A 23,715-nucleotide genomic window follows, 5' to 3' on the forward strand; every position below is an offset into this window, starting at 1 on the left:
TAGCCGGCCTGGAATGCGTATCGCGGCTGAAACGAACAGAGTTGTCCAAGTCAAATATACTAACCCGAGCGACCTGCGTTGATCAGCTGCACGGCTGAGAGACCACATGGGGTTGCTCATTTGTACTCTGATTGTCCTCAAGTAGCCGAATAGGCGGTAGGACACGAAAGAGTGCGGGAAATGTATGTTTTTGGTTCAGAAGAATGACTGCCTTTAGTTACCAGCTGGGCGGTCTCGATCGACATAGTCGAACCGTGAAGGCCGCAGGCCGAAAGGGTTCACGCGCTCAAGTAGCCGAATAGGCGGTAGCGCAAAGATTAAGTCTTTCTTTTTCTGGATCAAATCAAGCGCGAGAAGGGCGTTTGGTGAATGCCTTGGCAGCAAGAGGCGATGAAAGACGTGATACTCTGCGATAAGCCATGGGGAGCTGAGAATAAGCTTTGATCCATGGATTTCTGAATGGGGCAACCCACTTGAAAGCTTCATATTGTTAGTTTTGCTAATCAATATGTTGCTTAACCAAGTACTTAAGACCTGAATACATAGGGTTTTAAGAGCAAACCCGGGGAACTGAAACATCTAAGTACCCGGAGGAAAGGAAATCAATTGATACTCCCCTAGTAGCGGCGAGCGAACGGGGACCAGCCGAGCCAGATAAGTGAGAAGAACATGTTGGGAAGCATGGCCATAGCGGGTGACAGCCCCGTATTCTAAGCTTTGATGGACGTATTAAGTAGGGCGGAACACGTGAAATTCTGTCTGAAGATCGGAGGACCACCTTCGAAGGCTAAGTACTCCTTGCTGACCGATAGCGAACCAGTACCGTGAGGGAAAGGTGAAAAGCACCCCGACGAGGGGAGTGAAACAGTACCTGAAACCGAACGCCTACAATCAGTCGGAGGCTCCTTGCGAGCTGACGGCGTACCTTTTGTATAATGGGTCATCGACTTGGTCTCACGAGCAAGCTTAAGCCGTTAGGTGTAGGCGTAGCGAAAGCGAGTCTTAATAGGGCGAATGAGTTCGTGGGATCAGACCCGAAACCGAGTGATCTAGGCATGGCCAGGTTGAAGGTAAGGTAACACTTACTGGAGGACCGAACCCACATCCGTTGAAAAGGATCGGGATGAGCTGTGCCTAGGGGTGAAAGGCCAATCAAACTCGGAGATAGCTGGTTCTCTGCGAAATCTATTTAGGTAGAGCGTCATCCGAATACCCCGGGGGGTAGAGCACTGGATGGGTAATGGGGCCCCACAGGCTTACTGATCCTAACCAAACTCCGAATACCCGGGAGTACTAGATGGCAGACACACTGCGGATGCTAACGTCCGTAGTGGAGAGGGAAACAACCCTGACCTACGACTAAGGCCCCCAATTCATGGCTAAGTGGGAAAGCAGGTGGGACGACCAAAACAACCAGGAGGTTGGCTTAGAAGCAGCCATCCTTTAAAGATAGCGTAACAGCTCACTGGTCTAAATAAGTTGTCCTGCGGCGAAGATGTAACGGGGCTCAAGCCATGAGCCGAAGTCTAGGGATGCGTAAGCATCGGTAGCAGAGCGTAGTGTGACATAGAACCTTGCCTTTTTTACCGCCGGTTATGCGGCGCGAGTAATCGCGCTCAAGTAGCCGAATAGGCGGTAGCGCAGGCATAGGTTCTTTCGATGAAGCCGGGGCGTGAGCCATCCGGTGGAGAGATCACTAGTGAGAATGATGACATGAGTAGCGACAAAGAGTGTGAGAGACACTCTCGCCGAAAGTCCAAGGGTTCCTGCTTAAAGCTAATCTGAGCAGGGTAAGCCGGCCCCTAAGCCGAGGCCGAAAGGCGTAGGCGATGGGAACTAGGTTAATATTCCTAGGCCAGGAGGATGTGACGGATCACAGGTGTAGTTCAATCTTATCGGATTGATTGGGCTGCTGAGTGGTTCCTGGAAATAGCCCTCCATCAGACCGTACCCTAAACCGACACAGGTGGACTGGTAGAGCATACCAAGGCGCTTGAGAGAACGATGTTGAAGGAACTCGGCAAAATACCTCCGTAAGTTCGCGAGAAGGAGGCCCGGTTCCTAGGCAACTAGGGGCTGGGGGCACAAACCAGGGGGTGGCGACTGTTTATTAAAAACACAGGGCTCTGCGAAGTCGCAAGACGACGTATAGGGTCTGACGCCTGCCCGGTGCCTGAAGGTTAAAAGGAGAGGTGAGAGCCTTGAATTGAAGCCCAGGTAAACGGCGGCCGTAACTATAACGGTCCTAAGGTAGCGAAATTCCTTGTCGGGTAAGTTCCGACCTGCACGAATGGCGTAACGACTTCCCCGCTGTCTCCAACATCGACTCAGCGAAATTGAATTGCCTGTCAAGATGCAGGCTTCCCGCGGTTAGACGGAAAGACCCCGTGCACCTTTACTACAGCTTCGCACTGGCATCAGGATTGTGATGTGCAGGATAGGTGGTGGGCTTTGAAGCAGGAACGCAAGTACCTGTGGAGCCACCCTTGAGATACCACCCTTCGCACTCTTGATGTCTAACCGCGGTCCGTTATCCGGATCCGGGACCCTGCGTGGCGGGTAGTTTGACTGGGGCGGTCGCCTCCTAAAGCGTAACGGAGGCGCGCGAAGGTTGGCTCAGAGCGGTCGGAAATCGCTCGTTGAGTGCAATGGCAGAAGCCAGCCTGACTGCAAGACTGACAAGTCGAGCAGAGTCGAAAGACGGCCATAGTGATCCGGTGGTCCCGAGTGGAAGGGCCATCGCTCAACGGATAAAAGGTACGCCGGGGATAACAGGCTGATACTGCCCAAGAGTCCATATCGACGGCAGTGTTTGGCACCTCGATGTCGGCTCATCTCATCCTGGGGCTGGAGCAGGTCCCAAGGGTACGGCTGTTCGCCGTTTAAAGAGGTACGTGAGCTGGGTTTAGAACGTCGTGAGACAGTTCGGTCCCTATCTGCCGTGGGTGTAGGAGACTTGAGAGGAGTTGCCCCTAGTACGAGAGGACCGGGGTGAACGATCCACTGGTGGACCAGTTGTCGTGCCAACGGCAGTGCTGGGTAGCTATGATCGGACAGGATAACCGCTGAAGGCATCTAAGCGGGAAGCCCCCCTCAAAACAAGGTCTCCCTGAGGGCCGTGGAAGACCACCACGTCAATAGGCCGGAGATGTAAGCGCAGTAATGCGTTCAGTTGACCGGTACTAATCGCCCGATAGGCTTGATTTGATCCAGTAACAGAAAGACAAATCAAAAACATACACCAACATTGACCAAGGATAACTTCGTCGCTTCAAACGATGATGTTGATTGACATAACAACCGTGCAGGAACGGGCATCCGCTTCGCGAATACGCTGCCTCCTGCGCGTCGCTTTTGCTCCGCAAAAACAGCGACGTGGGCTTTTCCTCGGTTTGGTGGTCATAGCGCAAGTGAAACACCCGGTCCCATCCCGAACCCGGAAGTTAAGCACTGCCGCGCCAATGGTACTTGGGCTTAAGCCCCGGGAGAGTAGGTCACCGCCAAACCTAGCAAAAGCCCACAATCTCTCTAAAACGATCAAACATATTCGACCCCGGCCTCAAGCAGCGTAAGCGGTAGGCCAACTATGGTCTCAAGTAACCGAATAGGCGGTAGACCAACGCTAAGTGTCGCGGGATGGAGCAGCCCGGTAGCTCGTCAGGCTCATAACCTGAAGGTCGTAGGTTCAAATCCTACTCCCGCAACCAGCGTCACAGAACCGCCCGTAGCATCCAAGGCACCAGCCGGTGGTGTAATCGAGTTGCCGAAGGGATATCTGGACAAGCGTAACCGCGACCCACGCAACTTCACGCTGGGTGAACGGCAGCAAGCCAAGCGCGCTGGCAAGGATGCACGGGAAATCAAACGCACCTTCGGTCTCAATCGATTGCGGATCGACATACTGTTTGTGTGACCCAATGAACTCGCTGCCCGCCTTGCGAAGCACGGCAATAGGCCTAATGGTGTTTTCGACGGCATTACTGTCGAACTCGACACGCCCGTCGCTCAAGAACACCTGCAGGCCATCCATAAGTTTCATTGTATACCTGATGGCGCTGCCCAAAGTGGACTTCATCGATATTTTTTCTGATAGATCTCGCAGTATTCGAAACAGCCGGTCAATCAAAGGCAGGCTTTCATTTTGACGAATGGATCTACGTGCCGCAGCCGAAATCGGGGAAGGCTTCTGCATCTCCTGTTCGATGCCGTAGATCTGACCAATTAGATCTGATATCCGCTTTGCTTGCTTGGACTTTGTTGCCTTGTATACATCCAGGAACTTTTTACGGACATGCGCCCAGCAATAGGCCAGCGCGATTGGGCCTCCATCGCGGTCCTCACTGAGCAGACGGTTGTAACCTGCATACCCATCAACTTGCAGCGTGCCAGAGAAGCCCTCCAGAACCTCTTCAGCGTGTTTGCCGTGCCGAGAGTTCTTGAAATGGAAAACCACACCTGGATAGGAGTTTCCCTTCCAGCGGCGATCATCACGGCATAGAGCCCATACAAAGCAGGTTTTGGTCTTACCGCTGCCGGGATCAAGCTGCGCCAGAACACTTTCATTCATGTAGAGCTTCGAGCTGGACTTCAGATCGCGTTCTAGCGCCTCAAAGACCGGCCACAGAGCATCCGTTGCACTGTTCATCATCCTCATCATCGACGACCGATGCAATTGAACAAGGCCCTTCGGGTTCGCGGGTGAATGCCCTGCAGCCCCCCGTTGTCGAAGAAGGTCGCGTTATCCAACGCTACCGCCAGGCCTGCGGCTTCCATGGCCAAGCCCAGCATTTCGTCGCACATTTGCTTTGGTGAGTCGTTTGCCATCTCTTTTCCTCTCCTTTTTGCCACTCTCGATCCTAACTGTTTTGAACAAGTTTAGGGCTTCCGGAGGTGACGGGTGTCGGGTCCAACTTGTCGGCGGTGTCCTTGCAAGCCGCCACCAACGCGTTGTTGATCGTGTAGAGCATTTCCAGACGGTCTTCGGGTATTGGTTCCCCCTCCGATCTCCATAACAATCTCGTTTTGAATCTTGGCGAGACCCTGAGCTTGGATTGCAGCAAGCCATGCGTCATCTAATACGCTTTGTAGGTTTGTGTTCTACATCTCGTTTCCTTTCCAGTTTGGTGATTGAGAAACCAAGTGGTGGGAAGGATGGCGGGACAGGGTATCCTAGGTGTGGATTTATTTATTCAATTCAGCACCTTAAAGATTGGGGTTTGGTGGAGCCTAGGGGAGTCGAACCCCTGACCTCTTGCATGCCATGCAAGCGCTCTCCCAACTGAGCTAAGGCCCCATTTCCATACCGCACGGGCAGTGGGCAGACGTTTATGAGACGGCGCGCGTGAGCGCAAGTCTAAAATGGATGGATACGGGCGCAAACCAGCCCAAACGGGGTTTGGGAAAGAGGCGACTGGAGCCGCCTCAGACGCCTTTCAATTCTCGTCTTCTGACGGCATGTCGGTGATGTCGTCCAGCGAGACGTTGTTGTCATCATCGTCATTGTCGTCCAGTAGGTCATCATCCAGTTCGACGTCGACATTCTCGTCGTCATCTATGACCAGATCTTCCTCGGACGTGCTTTCACGCGCTTTGGCCGAGGCTGCATCCTCGGCATCCGCCGCGATCATCCGGCTCTTGCCGGTGTCTAGCTCCACGACCTCGCCGGTGTAGGGGCTGATGATCGGGTTCTTATTCAGGTCGTAAAACCGCTTGCCTGTTGTCGGGCAAACGCGCTTTGCGCCCCATTCTTCCTTGGGCATGTCAAATCCCCTTGATATCAGGTGAGTCGTATCAACGATTCAGGTCACGTGCCACAAGCAGCGGGCACTGTCAAAGCCTTTGCGCAGGAGAAGTTGGCTTATGGGCGAACATGCACTTCCGGGGAGACCGCCGGTGCCGCTGACACTGCGCAAATCGGCGCGGGCGCGGCGCATCAGTCTGCGGATTTCCCAGTTGGATGGGCGGGTTACACTGACCTATCCGCTTGGGGTTCCTGAATCCGAGGCTCTGGATTTTGCCCGTGTGAAAGAGGGTTGGATTCGCGGGCACCTGCAAGACCGACCCGATCCCGCATCCGTTCAAATCGGGCAAACGCTTCCGATTGAAGGGGTCGAGCGGCGAATCGTGCCAGCGCGCGGCCGCAGAGTTCTGCTGCACGGAGATCAGGTTGCGGTGCCTGCGGGGTCCGAGGGTCGGCGGCTGGCCCGGTTTCTCAAAGAACTGGCGCGGGATCGGTTGACCGAGGCCTGCGACGACTATGCGGCGATGTTGGGCCGTCCGTACAGCAGTCTCACGCTGCGGGACACGCGGTCGCGATGGGGGTCGTGTAGCTCGCAGGGCGGTTTGATGTTCTCCTGGCGCCTGATCCTGGCGCCGCCTGAGATCCTGCACTACGTGGCGGCCCATGAGGTGGCGCATCTGGCCGAAATGAACCATTCGCCCGCGTTCTGGGCACAGGTCGAGCGGATTTTTGGCCCTTACAAGGCCCCGCGCCGCTGGCTGCGCGACAATGGGGCAGATTTGCATCGCTACAGGTTTGATGCATCGTCGAGTTGACCCTGCGGGGTTTTGTGATCACATGAGGTAATGTTGAACGCGCGCCCGACAGATTCCCAGACCGCTGCGCATGATCGCGTCTATCGCACCCTGCGGTCCCGGATCATGCACGGACAGATTGCGCCGGGACAGGCGCTGACCTTGCGGGGGATCGGCAAGGAGTTCGGTGTGTCCATGACACCGGCGCGCGAGGCGGTCCGCCGACTGGCGGCCGAGGGGGCTTTGTCTTTGTCGACGTCCGGCCGCGTGTCGACGCCTGAACTGACCAATGACCGGATCGAAGAACTGGCCGCCCTGCGGGCTTTGCTGGAGGTGGAATTGGCCAGCCGCGCGTTGCCCCGCGCGCATATCGCCCTCATTGAGAGGCTGCAGAGCATCAACATGACTGTGGCTGAAATGGTGACAAAACGCGATGCCGTGGGATACATCCGTGCCAATCTGGACTTTCACAGAACGCTTTATCTGCGCGCACAGGCGCCGGCAATGCTGGCCATGGCTGAAACAGTGTGGTTGCAATTGGGCCCCACAATGCGCGCGCTTTATGGCCGGTTGAGACGCACCGAGCCGCCTCATCACCACAAGCTGATCATTGCGGCGCTCAAGGCGGGGGACGAACCGGGGTTGCGCCTCGCGGTCCGTTCCGATGTGACCCAAGGGCTGCGCTTGCTGGTCAGTTGAGCAGGTTCTCGCCAAACCAATGAGCTTCATGAAATTCGAAGCATGATGGCATCGCGTCGTTCTGGTCCGAGAGGCCCGAGTGAGGTACTCTGAAGAAAATCACAACAAGAGCAGATTTAGTCATGATGAATCGACGGACCTTTTCCATAGGACTTGGATCAACCCTATTGGCGGCCTGTTCAGACGCCAATCCGCCTGCCAGAGCCCCTGCGTCCCGCATGCAGGCAGTGCCAAACTCTGGCTATGATGCCTGGGTTGCCAGTTTCAAAGGGCGCGCGGCATCTCAGGGGATTTCGCAAACGACAATCAATCGGGCCTTTCAGGGGGCGGGCTACCTGCCCGGCGTGATTGAGCGGGACCGCAATCAGGTCGAATTCAAACGCTCACTCGAAGACTACCTTGCGATTGCCGCATCGGATGAACGGATAAGCACGGGAAAACAGATGTTGCAGCGCCACAACGGCGTTCTAACGCAGATCGAGGCTCAATATGGCGTCGACAAAGAGGTCGTAGTCGCCGTGTGGGGGTTGGAAAGCCGCTATGGCGCACGACGTGGGGATGTGTCGGTGATCTCTGCTACATCCACCTTGGCTTATGACGGTCGGCGCGGCGCGTTTTTCGAAAAGCAACTGGTTGCCGCGCTGCAGATCATTCAGTCGGGCGATACCTCACCCGCCAATATGACCGGCAGCTGGGCTGGCGCGATGGGACATACACAGTTTATCCCGACTTCGTATCTCGCTTATGCGGTCGATTTCACCGGAGACGGTCGGCGGGATATCTGGTCCGAGGATCCGACGGACTCGCTGGCCTCAACCGCGGCTTACCTGTCGCGCGCGGGCTGGGTGCGTGGTCAGCCTTGGGGCGGAGAAGTCGGGACCGTTTCAGGCACGCCCGTTGCTGTTCTGCAGCCACAGGTGCCCGGGCCACAGATTGCCGTGTTCCGCAATTTCAATGTGATCAAGCGCTACAACAATTCTGACAGCTACGCGATCGGCGTCGGTCATTTATCAGACCGGATTGCCGGGGGTGCCCCGTTCAAAGCGTCGTTTGGACCCGACGCAACGGGCCTGACCTTGGAGGACCGCAAAGAGCTTCAGAGGCGTCTGACATCTGCCGGATATGACACACAAGGCGCTGATGGTGTGGTCGGCAAGAACACCGAAGCCGCAATAAGCGCCTATCAACGCGCCAATGGGTTGCAAGCGACGGGGGAACCCTCGCTTGCCTTGCTGCGACAATTGGGCGGGTGAAGGCTTAGGCCGCTAATCCTTTTGAGCCGATATCCAGGAACTTTTGGCGGCGGTCCTTAATCAGGGTAGCCGCGTCTTTGCCATCTAACTCTTTCAGCATGGCCGCGATGGCCGTCCGCACTGACTCGACGGCCGCAGGGCGATCCCGGTGCGCACCGCCTTTGGGTTCGGTGATAATACGGTCACAGACGCCAAGCTTATAGAGGTCCTGAGCGGTCAGGCGCAGCGCCTCGGCGGCTTCGCGCATCTTTTCGGAATCCTTCCACAGGATCGAAGCACAGCCCTCGGGCGAGATCACCGAATAGACCGAGTGTTCCAGCATCGCAACTCGGTTGGCCGTGGCAAATGCGACGGCTCCGCCCGATCCTCCTTCGCCGATGATGACCGAGACCAGCGGTACACCGATCTTCAGGCACATCTCGGTTGACCGCGCGATGGCCTCGGACTGGCCGCGCTCCTCAGCTCCTTTGCCGGGATAAGCACCTGCGGTGTCGATCAAAGTGATCACCGGCAGACCAAACCGACCAGCCATTTCCATCAGGCGCACCGCCTTGCGGTACCCCTCGGGACGGGCCATGCCGAAATTCCGTTCGATCCGCGATTTGGTATCAGATCCTTTTTCGTGCCCGATCACCATCACGGGCTGATCGTCAAACCGGGCCAGCCCGCCGATAACGGCCAGATCGTCCGCAAAGTTTCGGTCACCCGCTAGCGGCGTGAACTCGGTGAACAACGCGTCGACATAGTCATTGCAGTGCGGGCGCTCGGGATGCCGTGCCACCTGGCATTTCCGCCACGGGGTCAGATCGGCGTACAGCTCATCCAGCAGCTTGGCGGCCTTGGCGTCCAGTGCGGCGGCTTCTTCTGCCACGTCCATCTCTTCGTTTGCCCGGGCCAGCGCACGCAGCTCTTCTGCTTTGCCTTCGATTTCGGCCAGCGGTTTTTCGAAATCCAGATACTGAGTCATGACGCCTCTCAACGCGGAAGTTCCCTGCTATATGACCAAAGGTCGACCGGGATGCAACTCAGCAAGATTTGTGGGTTGGGAATGTGCGATCTCGATTTGGCAAGGAGACGGGAAGGATACCCATATGGCCACCAGCTACGAAGACCGTGTGTTGCGCGTACTGGAGTACATCCATGACAACCCCGCCGGGGATTTGTCACTGGACCGGCTTGCGGATGTCGCCGCCATGTCACGATTTCATTGGCATCGCGTGTTTCGCGCGATCACCGGGGAAACCTGTGCGCAATCCGTGCGGCGGTTGCGGTTGCACCGTGCCGCCACGATGCTGGTGCAATCCAACATGCCGGTCACGGGGATCGCGGTCGCGGTGGGTTACCCCAACCTGAAGTCTTTTGCTCGGGCCTTTTCCGAGGCCTACGGCAGAACCCCATCGGCCTTTCGAAAGGCCGGACAGTTTCTGCCAGCCAATCCAAACTTCAAAACCGGAGAATATCCAATGTATCCTGTTACGACACGAACTGAACCCGCCCGCCATGTTATTGCACTGTCGCATAAAGGCGCCTACGGCGATATTGGCAAAAGCTTCGAGGCCTTTGGTGCTCTGTGCGAGTCGCGCCAACTGTGGCCAAACATTGGGCCGATGATCGGTGTTTATCTCGACAGCCCCGATGCCGTTCCGGCAGAAAAGTTGCGCAGTTATGCGGGCGCTGAGTTTAAGGGAAAAACAACCCCCGAAGGCATGGAAGATCTTGAGATGCCGGGAGGCAAGACAGCCGTCATGACATACAAGGGTCCGTATTCAGGGCTTCAGGCCGCCTATCACAGCCTGTTTGGCAACTGGCTGCCAAAGTCAGGCGAAGAACCCGCAGATCAGCCGTGTTACGAGATCTACCTGAATGATCCACGCGAAACCGCGCCTGACGATCTGCTGACTGAAATCTGTTTGCCGCTGAAGTAAGTCAACCTGGCCAGAGCACTGGATAGAGCGAGGCAACAAGAAGCCCCGCCATCGTCCAGTTGAACACCAGCAGCCGGCGCGGGTTCGTCAGCACCCGCGCCATCTGTTGTCCCAGAACGGTCCAAGTGCTGACCGATGGCAGGTTCACCGCTCCGAACACCAGCGCGACGATTACAATGGCGTTCAGCGTTTGGTCCGGTGCATAGGCGGTGGTGGCTGTCAGCGCCATCGCCCACGCCTTTGGGTTGACCCATTGGAAGGCCGCCGCCTGCAAAAACGTCATTGGGACCCCTGTTGCTGCCGCGCCCCGGGCCGGTGCTGCGTGCGCGATCTTCCACGCGAGAAACAGCAAGTAGGCCACCGATGTGATCTTCAGAATCACGTGGCTGACCGGATGCCGATCAAATATCTGCACCAGCCCGGCCCCGACCAACAGGACCATGAACGTGAAGCCCAGGCCGATCCCCAGCATATGCGGGATTGTACGGCGAAACCCGAAATTGGCGCCGGATGCCATTAGCATCAGATTGTTTGGCCCCGGCGTGATCGAAGAGACAAACGCAAAGGCCAGCAGGGCCAGGAGCAGGTCATAGGTCATACGGTGGATCATTGTCGTTTTGGCAACAAATGAAATTGCGTTTTTGTGCACTCTGGCAGTATCTTCGCAACAAATGACGAAGATTGATAAGATAAACCGACAGATATTGCGCGAACTGTCTCAGGATGGACGCATTAGCAATCTCGAGCTTGCGGACCGTATCGGTCTGTCGCCGTCGGCCTGTTTGCGCCGTGTGCAGGACTTGGAGCGCTCAGGCGTGATCACTGGCTATCGGGCCGTTCAAAATCCTGCGGCCTTGGGTGTCGGGTTCGTCGCTTACATCGGGGTCGGGTTGGGAGAGCATACAAAAGCAGCACAGGAGGGGTTCGAACGTGCCTTGCAAGATGCGCCAGAAGTGGTGGAGTGTCACAACATCACCGGTACCATCGAATACCTGCTGCGCGTTGAGTGTGCTGATCTGCCATCGTACAAAATGTTCCATACAGACGTCCTGGGAACGCTGCCCCACGTGACCTCAATCACATCCTATGTCGTGATGGGATCGCCCAAGGATCTGAGGGCGTGATGTTTGAAAATGTGAACTTTCACGCTCTTGCAGGGTTAAAACTCACGTCCTAGTGTCATCTCAATGACGCAGCCCATGGGATAATCCCAAAGAACAGGGCGCGCACAGGGAGACTAAAATGAAACTCGTTCGAAGCGGAGCGATCGCAATTGCCGTGGCAGTATTCGCCGGATCGGTTGCTGCTGCTCCATTGGTACTTCAGCCCGCCAACCCACAGCCTAGTCCGCAACCAGGCCTGAACGTGAAATACGCGTGGGAGGGAAATCCACCCAGAAAGATCCAAAACCTGTCCAAAGTAGAACACCTTTTGAAGAAGGCAAAAGCAGGACCACCTTTGCAAGGGTTGGATTATCGCGATACGGAGGATGGCGATCCGGTTCTGACATTTAATCAAGCTTACAATGTTGCCGCAGAAATCACAGGGTACATCCGCTTTGACTCTGCGGGCGTTTATGAACTGGAAACGTGGTCAAATGACGGGCTTGAAGCTTGGGTTGGGGGGCAACAGATTGGTTATGTGAATGGCCGCCAACCATGCGAGGCTAACCAACGAACCGAAGTAGAGGTGCCGCAGGCCGGATGGTATCCGATTAAAATCAACTACTTTCAGAAGTACGGGACGTCATGCCTGATGATGAAATGGGGCAAGCAAGGTGAGCGGTTCACCTGGACACCCAACGACGTCTTCGGTCGCTGACAGACTTCGAACCAACTCTTGATGGCAGAAAAGGCGCCAAGGGGGCGCCTTTTCGGTTTTAATCGTTCCAGTTTCAGCCGTTCGCCGCAATCAGTTCCGCCTGCGCCACGATGACTTCGGCCTGTTTGATCGATGCGATATCGACCAGACGACCTTTGTAGACTGTCGCACCTTCGCCGTTCGCTTTCGCTTGCTCCATTGCGTCCAGGATTTCCCGGGCCTCCGAAACGGCTTCGTCCGACGGTGTAAAAACCTGGTTTGCGAGGGCGATCTGCTTGGGGTGAATGGCCCATTTGCCAACCATTCCCAATGTGGCCGAACGCCTGGCCTGCGCGATATAGCCTTCGTCATCAGAGAAATCGCCAAACGGCCCGTCCACAGGCAGAACACCGTGTGTGCGGCAGGCGGCAACAATGGCGGCCTGCGCCCAGTGCCAGGGGTCGGACCAGTGCTTTTCGCCCTCGCGGAGCATGTAATAGTTTTCCTGTGTGCCGCCGATGCCGGTGGTCTGCATGCCCATCGAAGCCGCGAAATCCGCGGCGCCAAGGCTCATCGCCTGCATCCGGGGGGACGCGGCCGCGATCTCTTCGACATGGGCGATGCCTGCAGCGGATTCAATGATGACCTCAAATGAGATCGGTTTGGCACGGCCTTTTGCGCGCTCGATCGCTGTGACCAGCGCATCAACGGCATAGACATCCGCCGCGCAGCCAACTTTGGGGATCATGATCTGATCCAACCGGTCACCGGCCTGTTCCAGCAGATCCACGACATCCCGGTACCAATAAGGCGTGTCCAGCCCGTTGATGCGCACCGACATATACTTGTTGCCCCAGTCGACGGTGTTGAGCGCTTCGATCACATTGGAACGTGCGGCGTCTTTGTCCGACGGGGCAACCGAGTCCTCCAGGTCAAGATTGATCACATCCGCAGCCGACGCCGCCATCTTGGGGAACAGCTTGGTGTTCGAACCGGGGCCAAACAGCTGGCAACGGTTGGGTCGGGCCGGGGCAGTGGGTTGGATGCGGAAACTCATTTTGACCTCGCGCGAGCAATGAAATTACGATTTTCTTTCATCTCGAGGTATTAAATTGCGCGCGCTTGTGCAAGCGACATTGTGCAGCTGCGGCAATGCAATTGCAGAATGTACTTAGAATTGCGCATTCGGCGGCGATGAAAGTTTAATCAGTTTGAAAAGCTCGAAGAAATTTGCGAGCTGTGGGAAAACTCCGCAAAAATTTTGCATCTCGATGTCAGTTAGGTGACTAAAACGCAAAACGCTCGTTGTGACGCTTCTCTAGCTTGTGGCAGAATCAAAGGAGTGCAGCGCAATGATCGAGACACCGTATCTGCTGTTTTTGGGCGATGCGCCCGACCAACTGGCGGCCAAAGTCGCGATCGGGATCAAGGACTGGCGCCCTGAAAACGCCGTGGGCCAATACCGGATGGACGGCTGCAAGGCTGATCTGGGCCTGACTGATATGACCCTGACCGAAGCGCGCGCCGCTGGGGCCAAAACCCTGGTAATCGGTGTTGCCAATCGGGGCGGGGTGATCAGCCAGGAATGGAAGAAAGTCCTGGTGATGGCGCTTGAGGAAGGGTTCGATCTGGCGTCGGGCCTGCACAACCTTCTGCGGGATGAGCCCGATCTGGTGGCCGTGGCCGAAGCAACCGGGCGCAAACTGCATGATGTCCGTGTTCCTGAAGTCGAGTACCCAATTGCCAATGGCATCAAACGCAGAGGCAAACGGTGTCTGGCGGTCGGAACGGATTGCTCGGTCGGAAAAATGTATACGGCGATGGCGATGGATGCCGAGATGCGCGCGCGTGGGATGAAATCCACGTTCCGCGCGACTGGCCAGACAGGTATCCTGATCACCGGCGATGGCGTGCCGTTGGATGCGGTTATTGCCGATTTCATGGCAGGCTCGGTCGAATGGCTGACGCCGGACAATGACGATGATCACTGGGATCTGATCGAAGGGCAGGGCTCGCTGTTTCACGTCTCTTATTCCGGCGTGACAATGGCGCTGATCCACGGCGGCCAGCCCGATGCGTTGATCCTGTCTCACGAACCGACGCGCGAGCATATGCGCGGTCTGCCGGCCTATCAGTTGCCGTCACTCGAGACCCTCCGCGACACGGCACTTGACCTGGCGCGGGTTGCGAACTCTGATTGCCAGGTCATCGGCATCTCGGTGAACACCCAGCACATGAGCGAAGCTGACGCCAGCGCGTATCTCGCCAAGCTCGAAGCCGAAATGGGCCTGCCCGCCACCGACCCCTTCCGGTTCGGGTCCGGCAAGCTGGTCGACGCGCTCGCCGCGATCTGATCTAAACGGCGCGCCGACTGCAGGCAGGTACTGCTTCCGGCGCGAGTGACTATTAAAAGATGAAGGAGTGTGCGGGTGCAGGTAGACGTCTCTCGCGATGTGTTCCAACTGGCGCAGGTCTTCACCATATCGCGCGGATCGCGGACACAGGCTGAGGTCCTGACCGTGCGACTTTCCGACGGCACATACCAAGGGTGGGGCGAATGCGTGCCATACGCCAGGTACGGAGAGACGCTGGCATCAGTCGAGGCTGAAATCGCAGGTTTGCCCGAGAGATTTAGCCGCACCGATCTGTTGGGGCTGTTACCAGCCGGGGCCGCTCGCAATGCCGTTGATTGCGCGCTTTGGGACCTTGAATGCAAACAAGCTGGCAAACGGGCCTGGGATCTGGCAGGCCTGCCAGTACCGAGGCCGGAGATAACGGCCTATACCTTGTCGCTGGACACACCTGAGGCCATGCAGGCACAAGCCGCCGAGAACGCTTTTCGCCCGCTGCTGAAAATCAAGCTGGGCACAGCAGATGACATGCCGCGGCTTGAGGCGGTGCGGGCAGGCGCTCCGAATTCAAAGATTATCGTGGATGCCAACGAGGGATGGTCGGCCGAGGTTTACACCGATCTGGCGCCACATTTGGTTCGGCTGGGCGTGGCACTGGTCGAGCAGCCCTTGCCCGCCGGAGACGATGATGCGCTGATTGGAATGGAGCGCCCGGTGCCGGTCTGTGCCGACGAGTCCTGTCATGACCGCATCAGCCTGCCAGCCCTTAAAGGCAAATACGATGTGATCAACATAAAGGTCGACAAAACCGGCGGTTTGACCGAAGCGTTGGCGCTGCGTCAGGCCGCGCTGACGGAAGGCTACCAGATCATGGTCGGCTGCATGGTCGGCAGCTCTCTGGCCATGGCGCCCGCTACTCTTGTGGCACAGGGTGCGATGGTGACGGACCTTGACGGCCCGCTTCTGTTGGCCGAAGACCGTGACAACCCGCTGATTTTTGATGACACCGGAGTGCACCCGCCCGATGCGACGCTCTGGGGCTGAGGAGACAAAGATGACCCGTACTGTTTATGTGAATGGCGAATACCTGCCCGAAACCGAGGCCAAGATTTCCATTTTTGACCGCGGGTTTCTCATGGCGGATGCGGTTTACGAAGTCACCAGCGTGCTGGACGGAAAGCTGATCGATTTCGACGGCCATGCGGTTCGCCTCAAACGGTCGTTGGACGCATTAGATATGGCGGAACCGTGCAGCAAAGACGAGTTGCTGGACATCCACCGCAAGCTTGTGGAGTTGAATGATATTGATGAGGGTCTGATCTATCTTCAGGTTTCGCGCGGAAGCGATGGTGACCGGGATTTTGTGTTCCCGTCTGAGGATACCAAGCCGACCATTGTCCTGTTCACCCAGAACAAGCCCGGACTGGCGGACAGTCCCGCCGCGCAAAAAGGGGCCAAGATCATCTCGATCGATGACATCCGTTGGGGGCGCCGCGACATCAAGACCGTTCAACTGCTTTATCCGTCCATGGGTAAGATGATGGCCAAGAAGGCGGGTGCAGATGATGCTTGGATGATTGAGGATGGGTATGTCACCGAAGGCACCAGCAACAACGCGTATCTCATCAAGGGCCGTAAGATCGTCACGCGACCGCTGTCCAACGACATCCTGCACGGCATTACCCGCAAAGCTGTTCTGCGGATGGCGGCAGAGGCGCAGATGGAAGTCGAAGAACGGCTGTTCACAATTGATGAAGCAAAAGAGGCGGATGAAGCATTCACCACGTCGGCCAGCGCTTTTGTTATGCCAGTGATTGAGATCGACGGTGTAAAACTGGGAGACGGAACGCCCGGACGTATCACAAAACGGCTCCGTGAAATCTATCTGGACGAAAGCCGCAAAGCCGCCATCTGAATTGGCTGACGCTTATCAAACAAAGGCCCGCCAAAATGGCGGGCCGTTCGGATTGGCAGTGATTTGGTCGTCACTCCTTTTTACCGACATTCTCTTCAAACGCGACTTCAAAAGCGGCCTGTTTTTCGGGACTGGCTTCGGTCTGGTAGTTGGCTTTCCATTCATCCATGGTCATGCCGTAAAACTTCTCACGGGCCTCGTCCTTTCCCATCTCGATGCCTTTTTCATTGGCCGCTTCCTGATACCAGCGTGACAGGCAGTTTCGGCAAAAGCCCGTCAGATTCATCATGTCGATGTTCTGAACATCGGTGCGATCTTCCATCAGGTGCTTTTGCAGGCGGCGAAACGCGGCGGCCTGAAGTTCGATTTCTGTCTGCTGGTCCATAAGCGGTCTCCGAACGGTTATCTTTCGTCTCGTTTATGACCTAAACATCCGGAGACCGTGTTACAACAAACACGCGCATCTCAAGCAAGTTTCAAAGCCACCCACGGCATCAGGCAAAACACGATTGTCAGGATCTTGTAGTTGGCCAGATACTTGAAATACGCCTGTTTGACGTCTGAGCGTTCCATCTGGAACATTCTGCCGTGAATACCCGCGATCTTATCCCGCAAGATCACGATCATGAGCGTGCTGAACAGCAAAACGGCAAAGTTGAGGACCGTCATCCACCCGAAAACGGTCGTCAGGAATTCCTGAGTCATAGTCGTTTCCTTTCTCGTTCAATATGGGGTTAAGACGATGATTTCACAAGGATCTGAGGTCAAAAACCGACTTCAAATGACCCTGCGTCACAGTCCGCTATCGCTCAGCGCATCTTGCAGAATATGCGCAAGCCGCTCTGCCCAGCTGCGCTGACCGGCATGGTCCGCGATCAGATCGTTGCGAAGCTCGATCAGGGCGTTTGGACGTCCGAACGTCGTGCAGTGCCGGTCTATGGCATCCCCCGGCAGAACCCCTGTATAGGGCTCGTTGACGCCAATACACAGATCGGCTTCGGCTTCCAGCCTGTCGATCAGCGGGCGTGAAAACCGCTCGTCCGGAGTGTGTAAAATGCCCACGTGCCAAGGGCGCGGCTCGCGTCCGCGCAATTGCCGGGTAAAGGAGTGCATGGAGATTATCACGGCATGCGGCAGCGCCGCCAAACGCTCCAACGCGTCGTGATACGGGCGATAACACATGTTCAGCCGGCGTTCTCTTTCCGCCGTGTCGGCATGGCGATTTCCGGGAATGATCGACCCGTCATAGAGTTTCATCAGCAGGGTCGGGTCGTCCTCGCCCCGGTTCGGATCAATCACGAGCCGCGAAAAATTGGCCGCAATAACCGGTGCATTCAGGATCTCGCCCAAATGTTTCGACACCTCGTAGGCGCCGACGTCATACGCGATGTGACGCTCCATATCTTCTCGTGGCAGGCCCAGATCGCCGCCATTGATTTCGGGCGGAACAGCATTGGTTGCATGGTCGCAAGTAATCAACCAGCGGGACGGGCGATCCTCGCCGTGGATAAAGAACGGAGTATACGTCATAAGCCTGTCATCAAGTTTGCCGCAGGTGTAGGGCAGTTGCCTCAGAAAGGGAATTGCGCAATAAGCACCCCAAGCACTGTTTGCGGTAACATTGAGTGATCGAGGAGAGCAAGACCAATGCGACGCCTGAGAAATGTGAAAATCGTGGCGACGCTGGGACCGGCGTCCAGTGATTACGATACGATCCGCGCGCTGCACGAGGCCGGGGCAGATGTGTTTCGCCTGAACATGAGCCACGGCAGTCATGATGAAATTCGTGATCGGCATCGCATCATCCGGCAGGTGGAAAAGGACCTGGACAGCCCGATTGCCATTCTCGCGGACCTGCAAGGGCCAAAACTGCGTGTTGGCGTGTTTGCAAACGACGCCGAAGAGTTGGAAGAGGGGGCGCCGTTTCGGCTGGACCTCGACCCGGCGGCGGGTGATGCGACCCGGGTCTGCCTGCCACACCCGGAAATTTTTGCCGCACTCGAGCCAGGTGCGCGACTGTTGGTCAACGACGGCAAAATCCGCTTGACCGTTCAAGAGTGCGGTCAGGACTTTGCCAATTGCGTGGTGGAAATCGGCGGCACCATTTCGAACCGAAAAGGTGTCAACGTACCGGATGTCGTGCTGCCGCTGGCCGCTTTGTCCGCCAAGGATCGCGACGACCTGGAATTTGTGTGCCAGCTTGGCGTTGACTGGCTGGCGCTCAGCTTTGTGCAGCGCGCCAAAGATGTGTTCGAGGCCCGGTCTCTGGCCGACGGGCGTGCGGCAATCCTGTCGAAAATTGAAAAACCCGCAGCGGTTGAAGCGTTTGAAGACATCCTGGATGCATCCGACGGGATCATGGTCGCCCGTGGTGATCTTGGGGTGGAACTGCCGGTGTCTGCCGTGCCTCCGATCCAGAAACGCCTGGTGCGCCGATGCCGTGGCGCAGCCAAGCCTGTGATCGTTGCGACCCAGATGCTGGAAAGCATGATCGAAAGTCCGATGCCCACACGGGCCGAGGTGTCTGATGTGGCAACGGCCATCTACGAGGGCACCGATGCAATCATGCTCAGCGCCGAATCCGCAGCTGGATCCTATCCCGTTGAGGCTGTGCAGACAATGAACAAGGTCGCGATCGAGGTAGAGGCCGACCCGACATACACCCAGATCATCGCTGCATCTCGGAGCGCGAAAGGCACAACCGTTGCGGACGGAATCGTCGCCGCTGCCCGCGAAATCGCAGAGAAAACTGAGATCAAGGCGATCTGCTGTTTCACCCAAAGCGGCACCACGGCGTCTTTGACCGCACGGGAACGACCCGGTGTGCCGATCATCGCCATGACGTCTCAGAAAGGCACCGCGCGCAGGCTGTGTCTGAGCTGGGGTTGCAACTGCGTCATGACCCCGGAACTCGAACGCTTCAAAGGGGCTGTTGTGAATGCGGCGCGCGCCGCAAGGGCAGGGGGATTTGCCACGGAATCCGACCAGATCGTCGTTACTGCGGGCGTGCCGTTCAATGTGCCGGGGACAACAAATATTCTGCGCGTCGCCCCGTGCGACGAACGCCTCATCTACAGTACGGACCCGGAGTGATTGACTCCAGATTAATCGAACAAAAACCTCAAGGACACACACGGCCTCATCTGTCTCGACATCAGACGAGGCCGTTTCTTTGCCTTGTGCACCCAAAAAAATCCTTGTTTTTCAGCAAGATTTGACCGTTTAAGACGAATTTTAAAAAATACATTTCATTTTCAGGTGGAATTTCCCGATATTCGACCTAAGGGCAGTCAAATAATTTGTTCCAAGTTCCGGCTGCTCTGCCGGGGGCACGGGCCCCGGACATACAAACAATAATGGAGGAACGAGATGACAACGAAAATTGTCATAGGACTGGACGGGACAGACACCGGAGAACGCGTGATCGCTTTTGCCAAGGACATGGCGCAGCGGATCGGGTCATGCGAACTTCTCGTGGCTTATGTTATCGAATGGTCCCCTTACACTTTCCAGACACCGGAAGAAAACGCAGAGCGTCACAAAAGGCGGGACGAGGAGATTGAGTTGGCAACGACACGTATTGTCACGCCAGCGGTCGATGGCCTCAAAGCCGCCGGTTTCGAGGCGCATGGCATTGTGCGCCACGGCGACGTCGCAGAAACACTGAATACCATCACCGTCGAAAACGGTGGTTCGCAGATCGTGGTCGGTCGGGCGTCCGAACATGGTTTCAAGAAACGTCTGTTTGGTAGTTCGACGCAGAATCTGGTGATGCATGCCGATGTTCCGGTAACGGTCATCAAGTAAGGGGAGGCAAATCAATGAAAATGCTAAGACAATTAGGCCTTCCTGCCGTGCTCACGGTTCTTATGGCCAATATGGCAGCGGCGCAGGATGCGCCGGGATTGGATGACAGGATCAATCAGGCCTTTGCCGATTTCACTGGACCATTCGTCAGCTTTATCTTTGCGCCGTTTCCCGGAACAGGGTTTCCATGGATCGTGGGGTGGCTTGTGGTCGCCGCCACAGTGTTCACCCTCTATTTCGCTTTTGTGCAGCTACGTTTCTTTGGACATGCGATCAGCCTCGTAAAGGGCGACTACTCCGACCCTAATGATGCGGGTGAGGTCAGTCATTTCCAGGCTCTGGCGACCGCCCTTTCGGGCACGGTCGGTCTCGGCAACATCGCCGGTGTGGCGGTGGCTGTCGGTATTGGCGGTCCGGGCGCAACGTTCTGGATGATCGTGGCGGGCCTTTTGGGCATGGCGTCCAAATTCACCGAATGTACGCTGGGTGTGAAATACCGGAACGAATACGACGATGGAACCGTTTCCGGTGGTCCGATGTATTACATGTCCAAAGGCTTTAATGAGTTGGGCTTGCCGGGCGGTAAGATACTGGCCGTTCTGTTCTCGATCTTCTGTATCCTCGGCGCACTGGGCGGGGGCAATATGTTCCAGGCCAATCAGGCCCATCAGCAGATCGCGGGCATCACCGGCGACTATCCCGGTTGGATTACGGGTCTGGTGTTTGCGGCAATCGTCTTCGCAGTGATCGTTGGCGGCCTAAAGTCCATTGCGCGGGTGACAGAAAAGGTCGTGCCGTTCATGGGTGTCATGTATGTGCTGGCTGCGCTGGTCATCATCATCATGCACGCTGATCAGATCGGCTGGGCCTTTGGTCAAATCTTCGCAGGTGCCTTTACCGGGCTCGGAGTCGCGGGCGGCATGGTCGGTGCACTGATCCAGGGCTTCCGGCGTGCGGCGTTCTCGAACGAGGCGGGTGTTGGTTCTGCGGCGATTGCGCACTCGGCGGTCCGCACCAAAGAACCTATCACCGAGGGCTTCGTTTCGCTGCTGGAACCGTTCATTGATACGGTTGTGATCTGTACGATGACCGCTCTGGTCATCATTATCACACAGCAGTTGATCGTTGATCCGGAGACCGGCAACTACATGCTGAACGAAGCAGGCAATGCGATCGCGACGGTCGATGGCAACTCCGGCGTCAGCCTGACCTCGGCGGCCTTCGGCAGCGCCTTCGGCTGGTTCCCTTACGTGTTAGCCATCGCGGTGGTTCTGTTCGCGTTCTCCACCATGATCAGTTGGTCCTACTATGGCCTGAAGGCGTGGACCTATCTGTTCGGAGAAGGCCAAACCAAGGAACTGGTGTTCAAAGTCATCTTCTGCATCTTCGTTGTCATCGGTGCGGCGGCCAACCTTGGGCCAGTTATCGACTTCTCGGATGCGGCGATCTTTGCCATGGCGGTTGTGAACGTCTTCGCGCTCTACTTCCTGATGAAGGTGGTGCGGCAGGAGCTGGCGTCTTACTCAGAACGGCTGAGCAGCGGCGAAATCCGCAAGTTCGAGCATTAAGCAATCTCAACGGGGCGGCCTGCGTCGCCCCGGTGCCAGATCAGATGCGAAAAGCGCAGATTCTGGTCTTGTCCCCCTTGCCAGTATGACCAAACTTGCGTAAACGGCGCTTCTGATCGCGTGACCGGCCGAGATGGCATGCCGAGTCGCGCCAAGTACCGAACCCCGAAAGGAGACGGAAATGCCTAAGATGAAGACCAAGTCGAGCGCCAAGAAGCGCTTCAAGGTGACCGCGACCGGTAAGGTCATGTCGGCTCAGGCCGGCAAGCGTCACGGCATGATCAAGCGGACCAAGAAATTTATCCGCGATGCCCGTGGCACCACCACCCTGTCCGCCCCCGACGCCAAGATCGTCAAGGGCTATATGCCCTACGACCGCTAAGAGGAGATTTGAAAGATGTCCCGCGTTAAAGGTGGAACCGTAGCCCACGCCCGTCACAAGAAGATCATCAAGGCCGCCAAAGGCTACTATGGTCGCCGCAAGAGCAGCTTCAAGGTTGCAACTCAGGCCGTCGACAAGGCCAACCAGTACGCAACCCGCGACCGCAAGAACCGCAAGCGCAACTTCCGCGCGCTGTGGATCCAGCGTATCAACGCTGCGGTGCGGAGCCATGACGAGGCTCTGACCTATTCCCGCTTCATCAACGGCCTGAACCTGGCCGGTATCGAAGTGGACCGTAAAGTTCTGGCCGACCTGGCCGTGCACGAACCGGAAGCGTTCGGCGCGATCGTCGCCAAAGCTCAGGCCGCTCTGGCTGCCTGATTCTCTGAAAAGAGACAGTGAATGAAAGGCCGTCCTGTTTGGGGCGGCCTTTTATCTAAGTGGAAATTGATCTGGTCTGCTTTTAGCCCATTGCGTCAAATGCTGCGGCGAATGCGAGCGGCTGCTTCCGAGGCCAGTGTACGAGAGCTCGTGCGCAGGCTAGATGTCTCAGAACGACTATCAGTCATCCCCTCACGCAGGATCTGGGCTTGGTATGATATCGAAGCGGTTCCGAATCCTGATTGTGGAAATGACCCAGATGTTTGAAGAACTATCCGAAATCCACAGAAAACCAGTTTTGTTTTCCGTGTACACGGCGGAGACATTGTGGACGAAGCCACACTTGGCTCAGCAAATGCTCAAAACGCATCTGGACCAGACGACGCCGCTGGCATCGCGTCCCCTGCATGGTATCGATCAAGCAGTGCAGTGGCTTGATGAGGAATTTGGCCTGAACGGCAAAAAAGTTTGCGATTTGGGCTGCGGTCCGGGTTTGTACGCAGAACGATACGCGCGACGTGGGGCGCAGGTTGAGGGCATGGATTTTTCCGCCAGTTCCATCGAATACGCCACCTTCAACTCCGATCCGGGCTCCGGTTCAGTTACATTTCGACAAGCAAATTACCTTACCGACGCACTTCCGGCACAGCAGGATTTGATAACACTCATATATTGCGATTTCTGCGTCCTTTCTCCTTCTCAACGCACGGCCTTGTTGAGCAAGGTGCGCCGCTCGCTCAGTTCTGAAGGCGCTTTTGTCTTCGATGTGCCTTCAATAAAGGCTTTTGAGACGGTCTTTGAGGGAATTGTCTTTGCGCGCAACTACATGGATCGGTTCTGGACAGCCGATGAATGCTACGTCTTTCATAGCACCTGGAAGTACGAAACTGATGCTGTTTCCCTAGATCTCTTCACTATCGTAGAAGAGCAAGAAACATGGCGTGTTTACAATTGGTTGCAGTACTTTTCTCAAAACACGCTCGAGGCTGAGTTGAAGTCAAGCGGCTTTGAAATTGACGACATAAGCAGCAAACTTGATGCGACTGACACAGAGGCCCATTCGTTTACAGTCGTTGCCAGACGATCCGGAAGCTGACGTC

The 23,715-nt window shown here is 56.4% G+C and carries 24 protein-coding genes, 2 tRNA genes and 2 rRNA genes; 18 read left to right on the forward strand and 10 right to left on the reverse strand.

From position 1 onward, the window contains the following. Positions 1 to 341 precede the first annotated feature (341 nt). From ACR3ES_RS08690 to ACR3ES_RS08700, 3 genes are all read left to right on the forward strand, one after another. Positions 342 to 3,207: ribosomal RNA gene (locus ACR3ES_RS08690) — 23S ribosomal RNA — on the forward strand. Positions 3,208 to 3,391: 184 nt separating this feature from the next. Then, positions 3,392 to 3,506, forward strand: a 5S ribosomal RNA gene (gene rrf, locus ACR3ES_RS08695). A gap of 124 nt (positions 3,507 to 3,630) precedes the next feature. Continuing rightward, positions 3,631 to 3,707 (forward strand) — tRNA-Met (locus tag ACR3ES_RS08700). On the opposite strand, the gene tnpC is transcribed toward ACR3ES_RS08700, so the two are convergent. From tnpC to ACR3ES_RS08720, 4 genes are all read right to left on the reverse strand, one after another. Further along, positions 3,686 to 4,645: an IS66 family transposase gene (gene tnpC, locus ACR3ES_RS08705; protein ID WP_170687742.1), complete on the reverse strand. Its 960-nt coding sequence runs from the start codon at positions 4,643 to 4,645 to the stop codon at positions 3,686 to 3,688. The genes ACR3ES_RS08700 and tnpC overlap by 22 nt on opposite strands. Positions 4,646 to 4,653: 8 nt before the next feature. Next, positions 4,654 to 4,824 carry a hypothetical protein gene (locus ACR3ES_RS08710; RefSeq protein WP_170434976.1) on the reverse strand — a complete coding sequence of 57 codons (171 nt, stop codon included), beginning with the start codon at positions 4,822 to 4,824 and terminating at the stop codon, positions 4,654 to 4,656. A 393-nt stretch (positions 4,825 to 5,217) separates the two neighbouring features. Beyond that, positions 5,218 to 5,293 (reverse strand) — tRNA-Ala (locus ACR3ES_RS08715). Between the two features lie 139 nt (positions 5,294 to 5,432). Further along, a complete protein-coding gene (locus ACR3ES_RS08720; RefSeq protein ID WP_170434978.1) occupies positions 5,433 to 5,759 on the reverse strand; it encodes a TIGR02300 family protein in 327 nt (108 codons plus the stop codon). Between the two features lie 100 nt (positions 5,760 to 5,859). On the opposite strand from ACR3ES_RS08720, the gene ACR3ES_RS08725 reads away from it, so the two are divergent. The 3 genes from ACR3ES_RS08725 to ACR3ES_RS08735 all read left to right on the forward strand — a co-directional run bounded on the left by ACR3ES_RS08725 (position 5,860) and on the right by ACR3ES_RS08735 (position 8,486). Continuing rightward, the gene (locus ACR3ES_RS08725) at positions 5,860 to 6,555 is read left to right on the forward strand and encodes a YgjP family zinc-dependent metalloprotease (protein ID WP_170434980.1); all 696 of its coding nucleotides are present in this window, start codon (positions 5,860 to 5,862) and stop codon (positions 6,553 to 6,555) included. Between the two features lie 30 nt (positions 6,556 to 6,585). Next, complete coding sequence (locus ACR3ES_RS08730) at positions 6,586 to 7,233, forward strand: GntR family transcriptional regulator (protein ID WP_170434982.1); 648 nt, start codon at positions 6,586 to 6,588, stop codon at positions 7,231 to 7,233. Positions 7,234 to 7,355: 122 nt separating this feature from the next. Continuing rightward, entirely contained in the window at positions 7,356 to 8,486 is a 1,131-nt protein-coding gene (locus tag ACR3ES_RS08735) for a lytic murein transglycosylase (RefSeq protein ID WP_170434984.1), read from the forward strand. A 4-nt stretch (positions 8,487 to 8,490) separates the two neighbouring features. On the opposite strand, the gene ACR3ES_RS08740 is transcribed toward ACR3ES_RS08735, so the two are convergent. After that, complete coding sequence (locus tag ACR3ES_RS08740) at positions 8,491 to 9,453, reverse strand: acetyl-CoA carboxylase carboxyltransferase subunit alpha (RefSeq protein ID WP_170434986.1); 963 nt, start codon at positions 9,451 to 9,453, stop codon at positions 8,491 to 8,493. Between the two features lie 124 nt (positions 9,454 to 9,577). Between ACR3ES_RS08740 and ACR3ES_RS08745 the strand changes: the two genes are divergently transcribed. After that, positions 9,578 to 10,411 carry an AraC family transcriptional regulator gene (locus ACR3ES_RS08745; RefSeq protein WP_170434988.1) on the forward strand — a complete coding sequence of 278 codons (834 nt, stop codon included), beginning with the start codon at positions 9,578 to 9,580 and terminating at the stop codon, positions 10,409 to 10,411. Between the two features lies 1 nt (position 10,412). Here the strand turns inward: ACR3ES_RS08745 and ACR3ES_RS08750 are convergent, their stop codons facing one another. Next, entirely contained in the window at positions 10,413 to 11,009 is a 597-nt protein-coding gene (locus tag ACR3ES_RS08750; RefSeq protein ID WP_170434990.1) for a LysE family translocator, read from the reverse strand. A gap of 73 nt (positions 11,010 to 11,082) precedes the next feature. On the opposite strand from ACR3ES_RS08750, the gene ACR3ES_RS08755 reads away from it, so the two are divergent. Together ACR3ES_RS08755 and ACR3ES_RS08760 are read left to right on the forward strand one after the other, a co-directional pair. After that, the gene (locus ACR3ES_RS08755; protein WP_170434993.1) at positions 11,083 to 11,535 is read left to right on the forward strand and encodes an Lrp/AsnC family transcriptional regulator; all 453 of its coding nucleotides are present in this window, start codon (positions 11,083 to 11,085) and stop codon (positions 11,533 to 11,535) included. Positions 11,536 to 11,653: 118 nt separating this feature from the next. Then, positions 11,654 to 12,232 carry a PA14 domain-containing protein gene (locus ACR3ES_RS08760; RefSeq protein ID WP_480425214.1) on the forward strand — a complete coding sequence of 193 codons (579 nt, stop codon included), beginning with the start codon at positions 11,654 to 11,656 and terminating at the stop codon, positions 12,230 to 12,232. Positions 12,233 to 12,305: 73 nt separating this feature from the next. Here ACR3ES_RS08760 and ACR3ES_RS08765 read toward each other — a convergent pair whose 3' ends face one another. Further along, entirely contained in the window at positions 12,306 to 13,268 is a 963-nt protein-coding gene (locus ACR3ES_RS08765) for an L-malyl-CoA/beta-methylmalyl-CoA lyase (protein WP_170434997.1), read from the reverse strand. A 295-nt stretch (positions 13,269 to 13,563) separates the two neighbouring features. On the opposite strand from ACR3ES_RS08765, the gene dgcN reads away from it, so the two are divergent. The 3 genes from dgcN (at position 13,564) to ACR3ES_RS08780 (ending at position 16,477) form a co-directional block, all read left to right on the forward strand. Then, positions 13,564 to 14,565 (forward strand): N-acetyltransferase DgcN, encoded by a 1,002-nt coding sequence (gene dgcN / locus ACR3ES_RS08770; protein WP_170434999.1) that lies wholly within the window; start codon positions 13,564 to 13,566, stop codon positions 14,563 to 14,565. A gap of 75 nt (positions 14,566 to 14,640) precedes the next feature. After that, complete coding sequence (gene dgcA / locus ACR3ES_RS08775) at positions 14,641 to 15,606, forward strand: N-acetyl-D-Glu racemase DgcA (RefSeq protein WP_170435001.1); 966 nt, start codon at positions 14,641 to 14,643, stop codon at positions 15,604 to 15,606. Positions 15,607 to 15,616: 10 nt separating this feature from the next. Then, complete coding sequence (locus ACR3ES_RS08780) at positions 15,617 to 16,477, forward strand: D-amino-acid transaminase (protein WP_170435003.1); 861 nt, start codon at positions 15,617 to 15,619, stop codon at positions 16,475 to 16,477. A gap of 70 nt (positions 16,478 to 16,547) precedes the next feature. Here the strand turns inward: ACR3ES_RS08780 and ACR3ES_RS08785 are convergent, their stop codons facing one another. The 3 genes from ACR3ES_RS08785 to ACR3ES_RS08795 all read right to left on the reverse strand — a co-directional run bounded on the left by ACR3ES_RS08785 (position 16,548) and on the right by ACR3ES_RS08795 (position 18,007). Continuing rightward, on the reverse strand, positions 16,548 to 16,862 hold the full coding sequence (locus tag ACR3ES_RS08785; RefSeq protein ID WP_170435004.1) for a DUF1244 domain-containing protein: 315 nt from the start codon (positions 16,860 to 16,862) through the stop codon (positions 16,548 to 16,550). Positions 16,863 to 16,942: 80 nt separating this feature from the next. Continuing rightward, positions 16,943 to 17,182, reverse strand: a complete 240-nt coding sequence (locus ACR3ES_RS08790) for a DUF6868 family protein (RefSeq protein ID WP_170435006.1) — start codon at positions 17,180 to 17,182, stop codon at positions 16,943 to 16,945. A gap of 87 nt (positions 17,183 to 17,269) precedes the next feature. Beyond that, positions 17,270 to 18,007: an N-formylglutamate amidohydrolase gene (locus ACR3ES_RS08795; protein ID WP_170435009.1), complete on the reverse strand. Its 738-nt coding sequence runs from the start codon at positions 18,005 to 18,007 to the stop codon at positions 17,270 to 17,272. A gap of 117 nt (positions 18,008 to 18,124) precedes the next feature. Here ACR3ES_RS08795 and pyk point away from each other — a divergent pair, with 117 nt between their 5' ends. The 6 genes from pyk to ACR3ES_RS08825 all read left to right on the forward strand — a co-directional run bounded on the left by pyk (position 18,125) and on the right by ACR3ES_RS08825 (position 23,711). Further along, complete coding sequence (gene pyk, locus ACR3ES_RS08800) at positions 18,125 to 19,570, forward strand: pyruvate kinase (protein WP_170435011.1); 1,446 nt, start codon at positions 18,125 to 18,127, stop codon at positions 19,568 to 19,570. 276 nt (positions 19,571 to 19,846) lie between these two features. Next, positions 19,847 to 20,284 carry a universal stress protein gene (locus ACR3ES_RS08805; RefSeq protein WP_170435012.1) on the forward strand — a complete coding sequence of 146 codons (438 nt, stop codon included), beginning with the start codon at positions 19,847 to 19,849 and terminating at the stop codon, positions 20,282 to 20,284. 14 nt (positions 20,285 to 20,298) lie between these two features. After that, positions 20,299 to 21,852, forward strand: a complete 1,554-nt coding sequence (locus tag ACR3ES_RS08810; RefSeq protein ID WP_480425217.1) for an alanine/glycine:cation symporter family protein — start codon at positions 20,299 to 20,301, stop codon at positions 21,850 to 21,852. A gap of 181 nt (positions 21,853 to 22,033) precedes the next feature. Then, entirely contained in the window at positions 22,034 to 22,234 is a 201-nt protein-coding gene (gene rpmI, locus ACR3ES_RS08815; RefSeq protein WP_039523697.1) for a 50S ribosomal protein L35, read from the forward strand. A gap of 15 nt (positions 22,235 to 22,249) precedes the next feature. Next, positions 22,250 to 22,615, forward strand: coding sequence for a 50S ribosomal protein L20 (gene rplT / locus ACR3ES_RS08820; RefSeq protein ID WP_170435018.1), 366 nt, complete (start codon positions 22,250 to 22,252; stop codon positions 22,613 to 22,615). A 250-nt stretch (positions 22,616 to 22,865) separates the two neighbouring features. After that, positions 22,866 to 23,711 (forward strand): class I SAM-dependent methyltransferase, encoded by an 846-nt coding sequence (locus tag ACR3ES_RS08825; protein WP_480425218.1) that lies wholly within the window; start codon positions 22,866 to 22,868, stop codon positions 23,709 to 23,711. Positions 23,712 to 23,715: the final 4 nt, after the last annotated feature.

It is taken from the genome of Ruegeria sp. B1 (assembly GCF_056535885.1).

What these genes read in the sequence shown, in the direction of transcription:
- ACR3ES_RS08740 (WP_170434986.1), bottom strand. Translation starts at nt 9,453, where the DNA reads ATGACTCAGTATCTGGATTTCGAAAAACCGCTGGCCGAAATCGAAGGC.
- ACR3ES_RS08805 (WP_170435012.1), top strand. Translation starts at nt 19,847, where the DNA reads ATGACAACGAAAATTGTCATAGGACTGGACGGGACAGACACCGGAGAA.
- ACR3ES_RS08735 (WP_170434984.1), top strand. Translation starts at nt 7,356, where the DNA reads ATGATGAATCGACGGACCTTTTCCATAGGACTTGGATCAACCCTATTG.
- ACR3ES_RS08790 (WP_170435006.1), bottom strand. Translation starts at nt 17,182, where the DNA reads ATGACTCAGGAATTCCTGACGACCGTTTTCGGGTGGATGACGGTCCTC.
- ACR3ES_RS08730 (WP_170434982.1), top strand. Translation starts at nt 6,586, where the DNA reads ATGTTGAACGCGCGCCCGACAGATTCCCAGACCGCTGCGCATGATCGC.
- ACR3ES_RS08765 (WP_170434997.1), bottom strand. Translation starts at nt 13,268, where the DNA reads ATGAGTTTCCGCATCCAACCCACTGCCCCGGCCCGACCCAACCGTTGC.
- ACR3ES_RS08810 (WP_480425217.1), top strand. Translation starts at nt 20,299, where the DNA reads ATGAAAATGCTAAGACAATTAGGCCTTCCTGCCGTGCTCACGGTTCTT.
- pyk (WP_170435011.1), top strand. Translation starts at nt 18,125, where the DNA reads ATGCGACGCCTGAGAAATGTGAAAATCGTGGCGACGCTGGGACCGGCG.
- ACR3ES_RS08760 (WP_480425214.1), top strand. Translation starts at nt 11,654, where the DNA reads ATGAAACTCGTTCGAAGCGGAGCGATCGCAATTGCCGTGGCAGTATTC.
- ACR3ES_RS08745 (WP_170434988.1), top strand. Translation starts at nt 9,578, where the DNA reads ATGGCCACCAGCTACGAAGACCGTGTGTTGCGCGTACTGGAGTACATC.
- ACR3ES_RS08825 (WP_480425218.1), top strand. Translation starts at nt 22,866, where the DNA reads ATGACCCAGATGTTTGAAGAACTATCCGAAATCCACAGAAAACCAGTT.
- rplT (WP_170435018.1), top strand. Translation starts at nt 22,250, where the DNA reads ATGTCCCGCGTTAAAGGTGGAACCGTAGCCCACGCCCGTCACAAGAAG.
- ACR3ES_RS08795 (WP_170435009.1), bottom strand. Translation starts at nt 18,007, where the DNA reads ATGACGTATACTCCGTTCTTTATCCACGGCGAGGATCGCCCGTCCCGC.
- ACR3ES_RS08710 (WP_170434976.1), bottom strand. Translation starts at nt 4,824, where the DNA reads ATGGCAAACGACTCACCAAAGCAAATGTGCGACGAAATGCTGGGCTTG.
- ACR3ES_RS08780 (WP_170435003.1), top strand. Translation starts at nt 15,617, where the DNA reads ATGACCCGTACTGTTTATGTGAATGGCGAATACCTGCCCGAAACCGAG.
- ACR3ES_RS08720 (WP_170434978.1), bottom strand. Translation starts at nt 5,759, where the DNA reads ATGCCCAAGGAAGAATGGGGCGCAAAGCGCGTTTGCCCGACAACAGGC.
- ACR3ES_RS08725 (WP_170434980.1), top strand. Translation starts at nt 5,860, where the DNA reads ATGGGCGAACATGCACTTCCGGGGAGACCGCCGGTGCCGCTGACACTG.
- rpmI (WP_039523697.1), top strand. Translation starts at nt 22,034, where the DNA reads ATGCCTAAGATGAAGACCAAGTCGAGCGCCAAGAAGCGCTTCAAGGTG.
- ACR3ES_RS08785 (WP_170435004.1), bottom strand. Translation starts at nt 16,862, where the DNA reads ATGGACCAGCAGACAGAAATCGAACTTCAGGCCGCCGCGTTTCGCCGC.
- tnpC (WP_170687742.1), bottom strand. Translation starts at nt 4,645, where the DNA reads ATGAACAGTGCAACGGATGCTCTGTGGCCGGTCTTTGAGGCGCTAGAA.
- dgcN (WP_170434999.1), top strand. Translation starts at nt 13,564, where the DNA reads ATGATCGAGACACCGTATCTGCTGTTTTTGGGCGATGCGCCCGACCAA.
- ACR3ES_RS08755 (WP_170434993.1), top strand. Translation starts at nt 11,083, where the DNA reads ATGACGAAGATTGATAAGATAAACCGACAGATATTGCGCGAACTGTCT.
- ACR3ES_RS08750 (WP_170434990.1), bottom strand. Translation starts at nt 11,009, where the DNA reads ATGACCTATGACCTGCTCCTGGCCCTGCTGGCCTTTGCGTTTGTCTCT.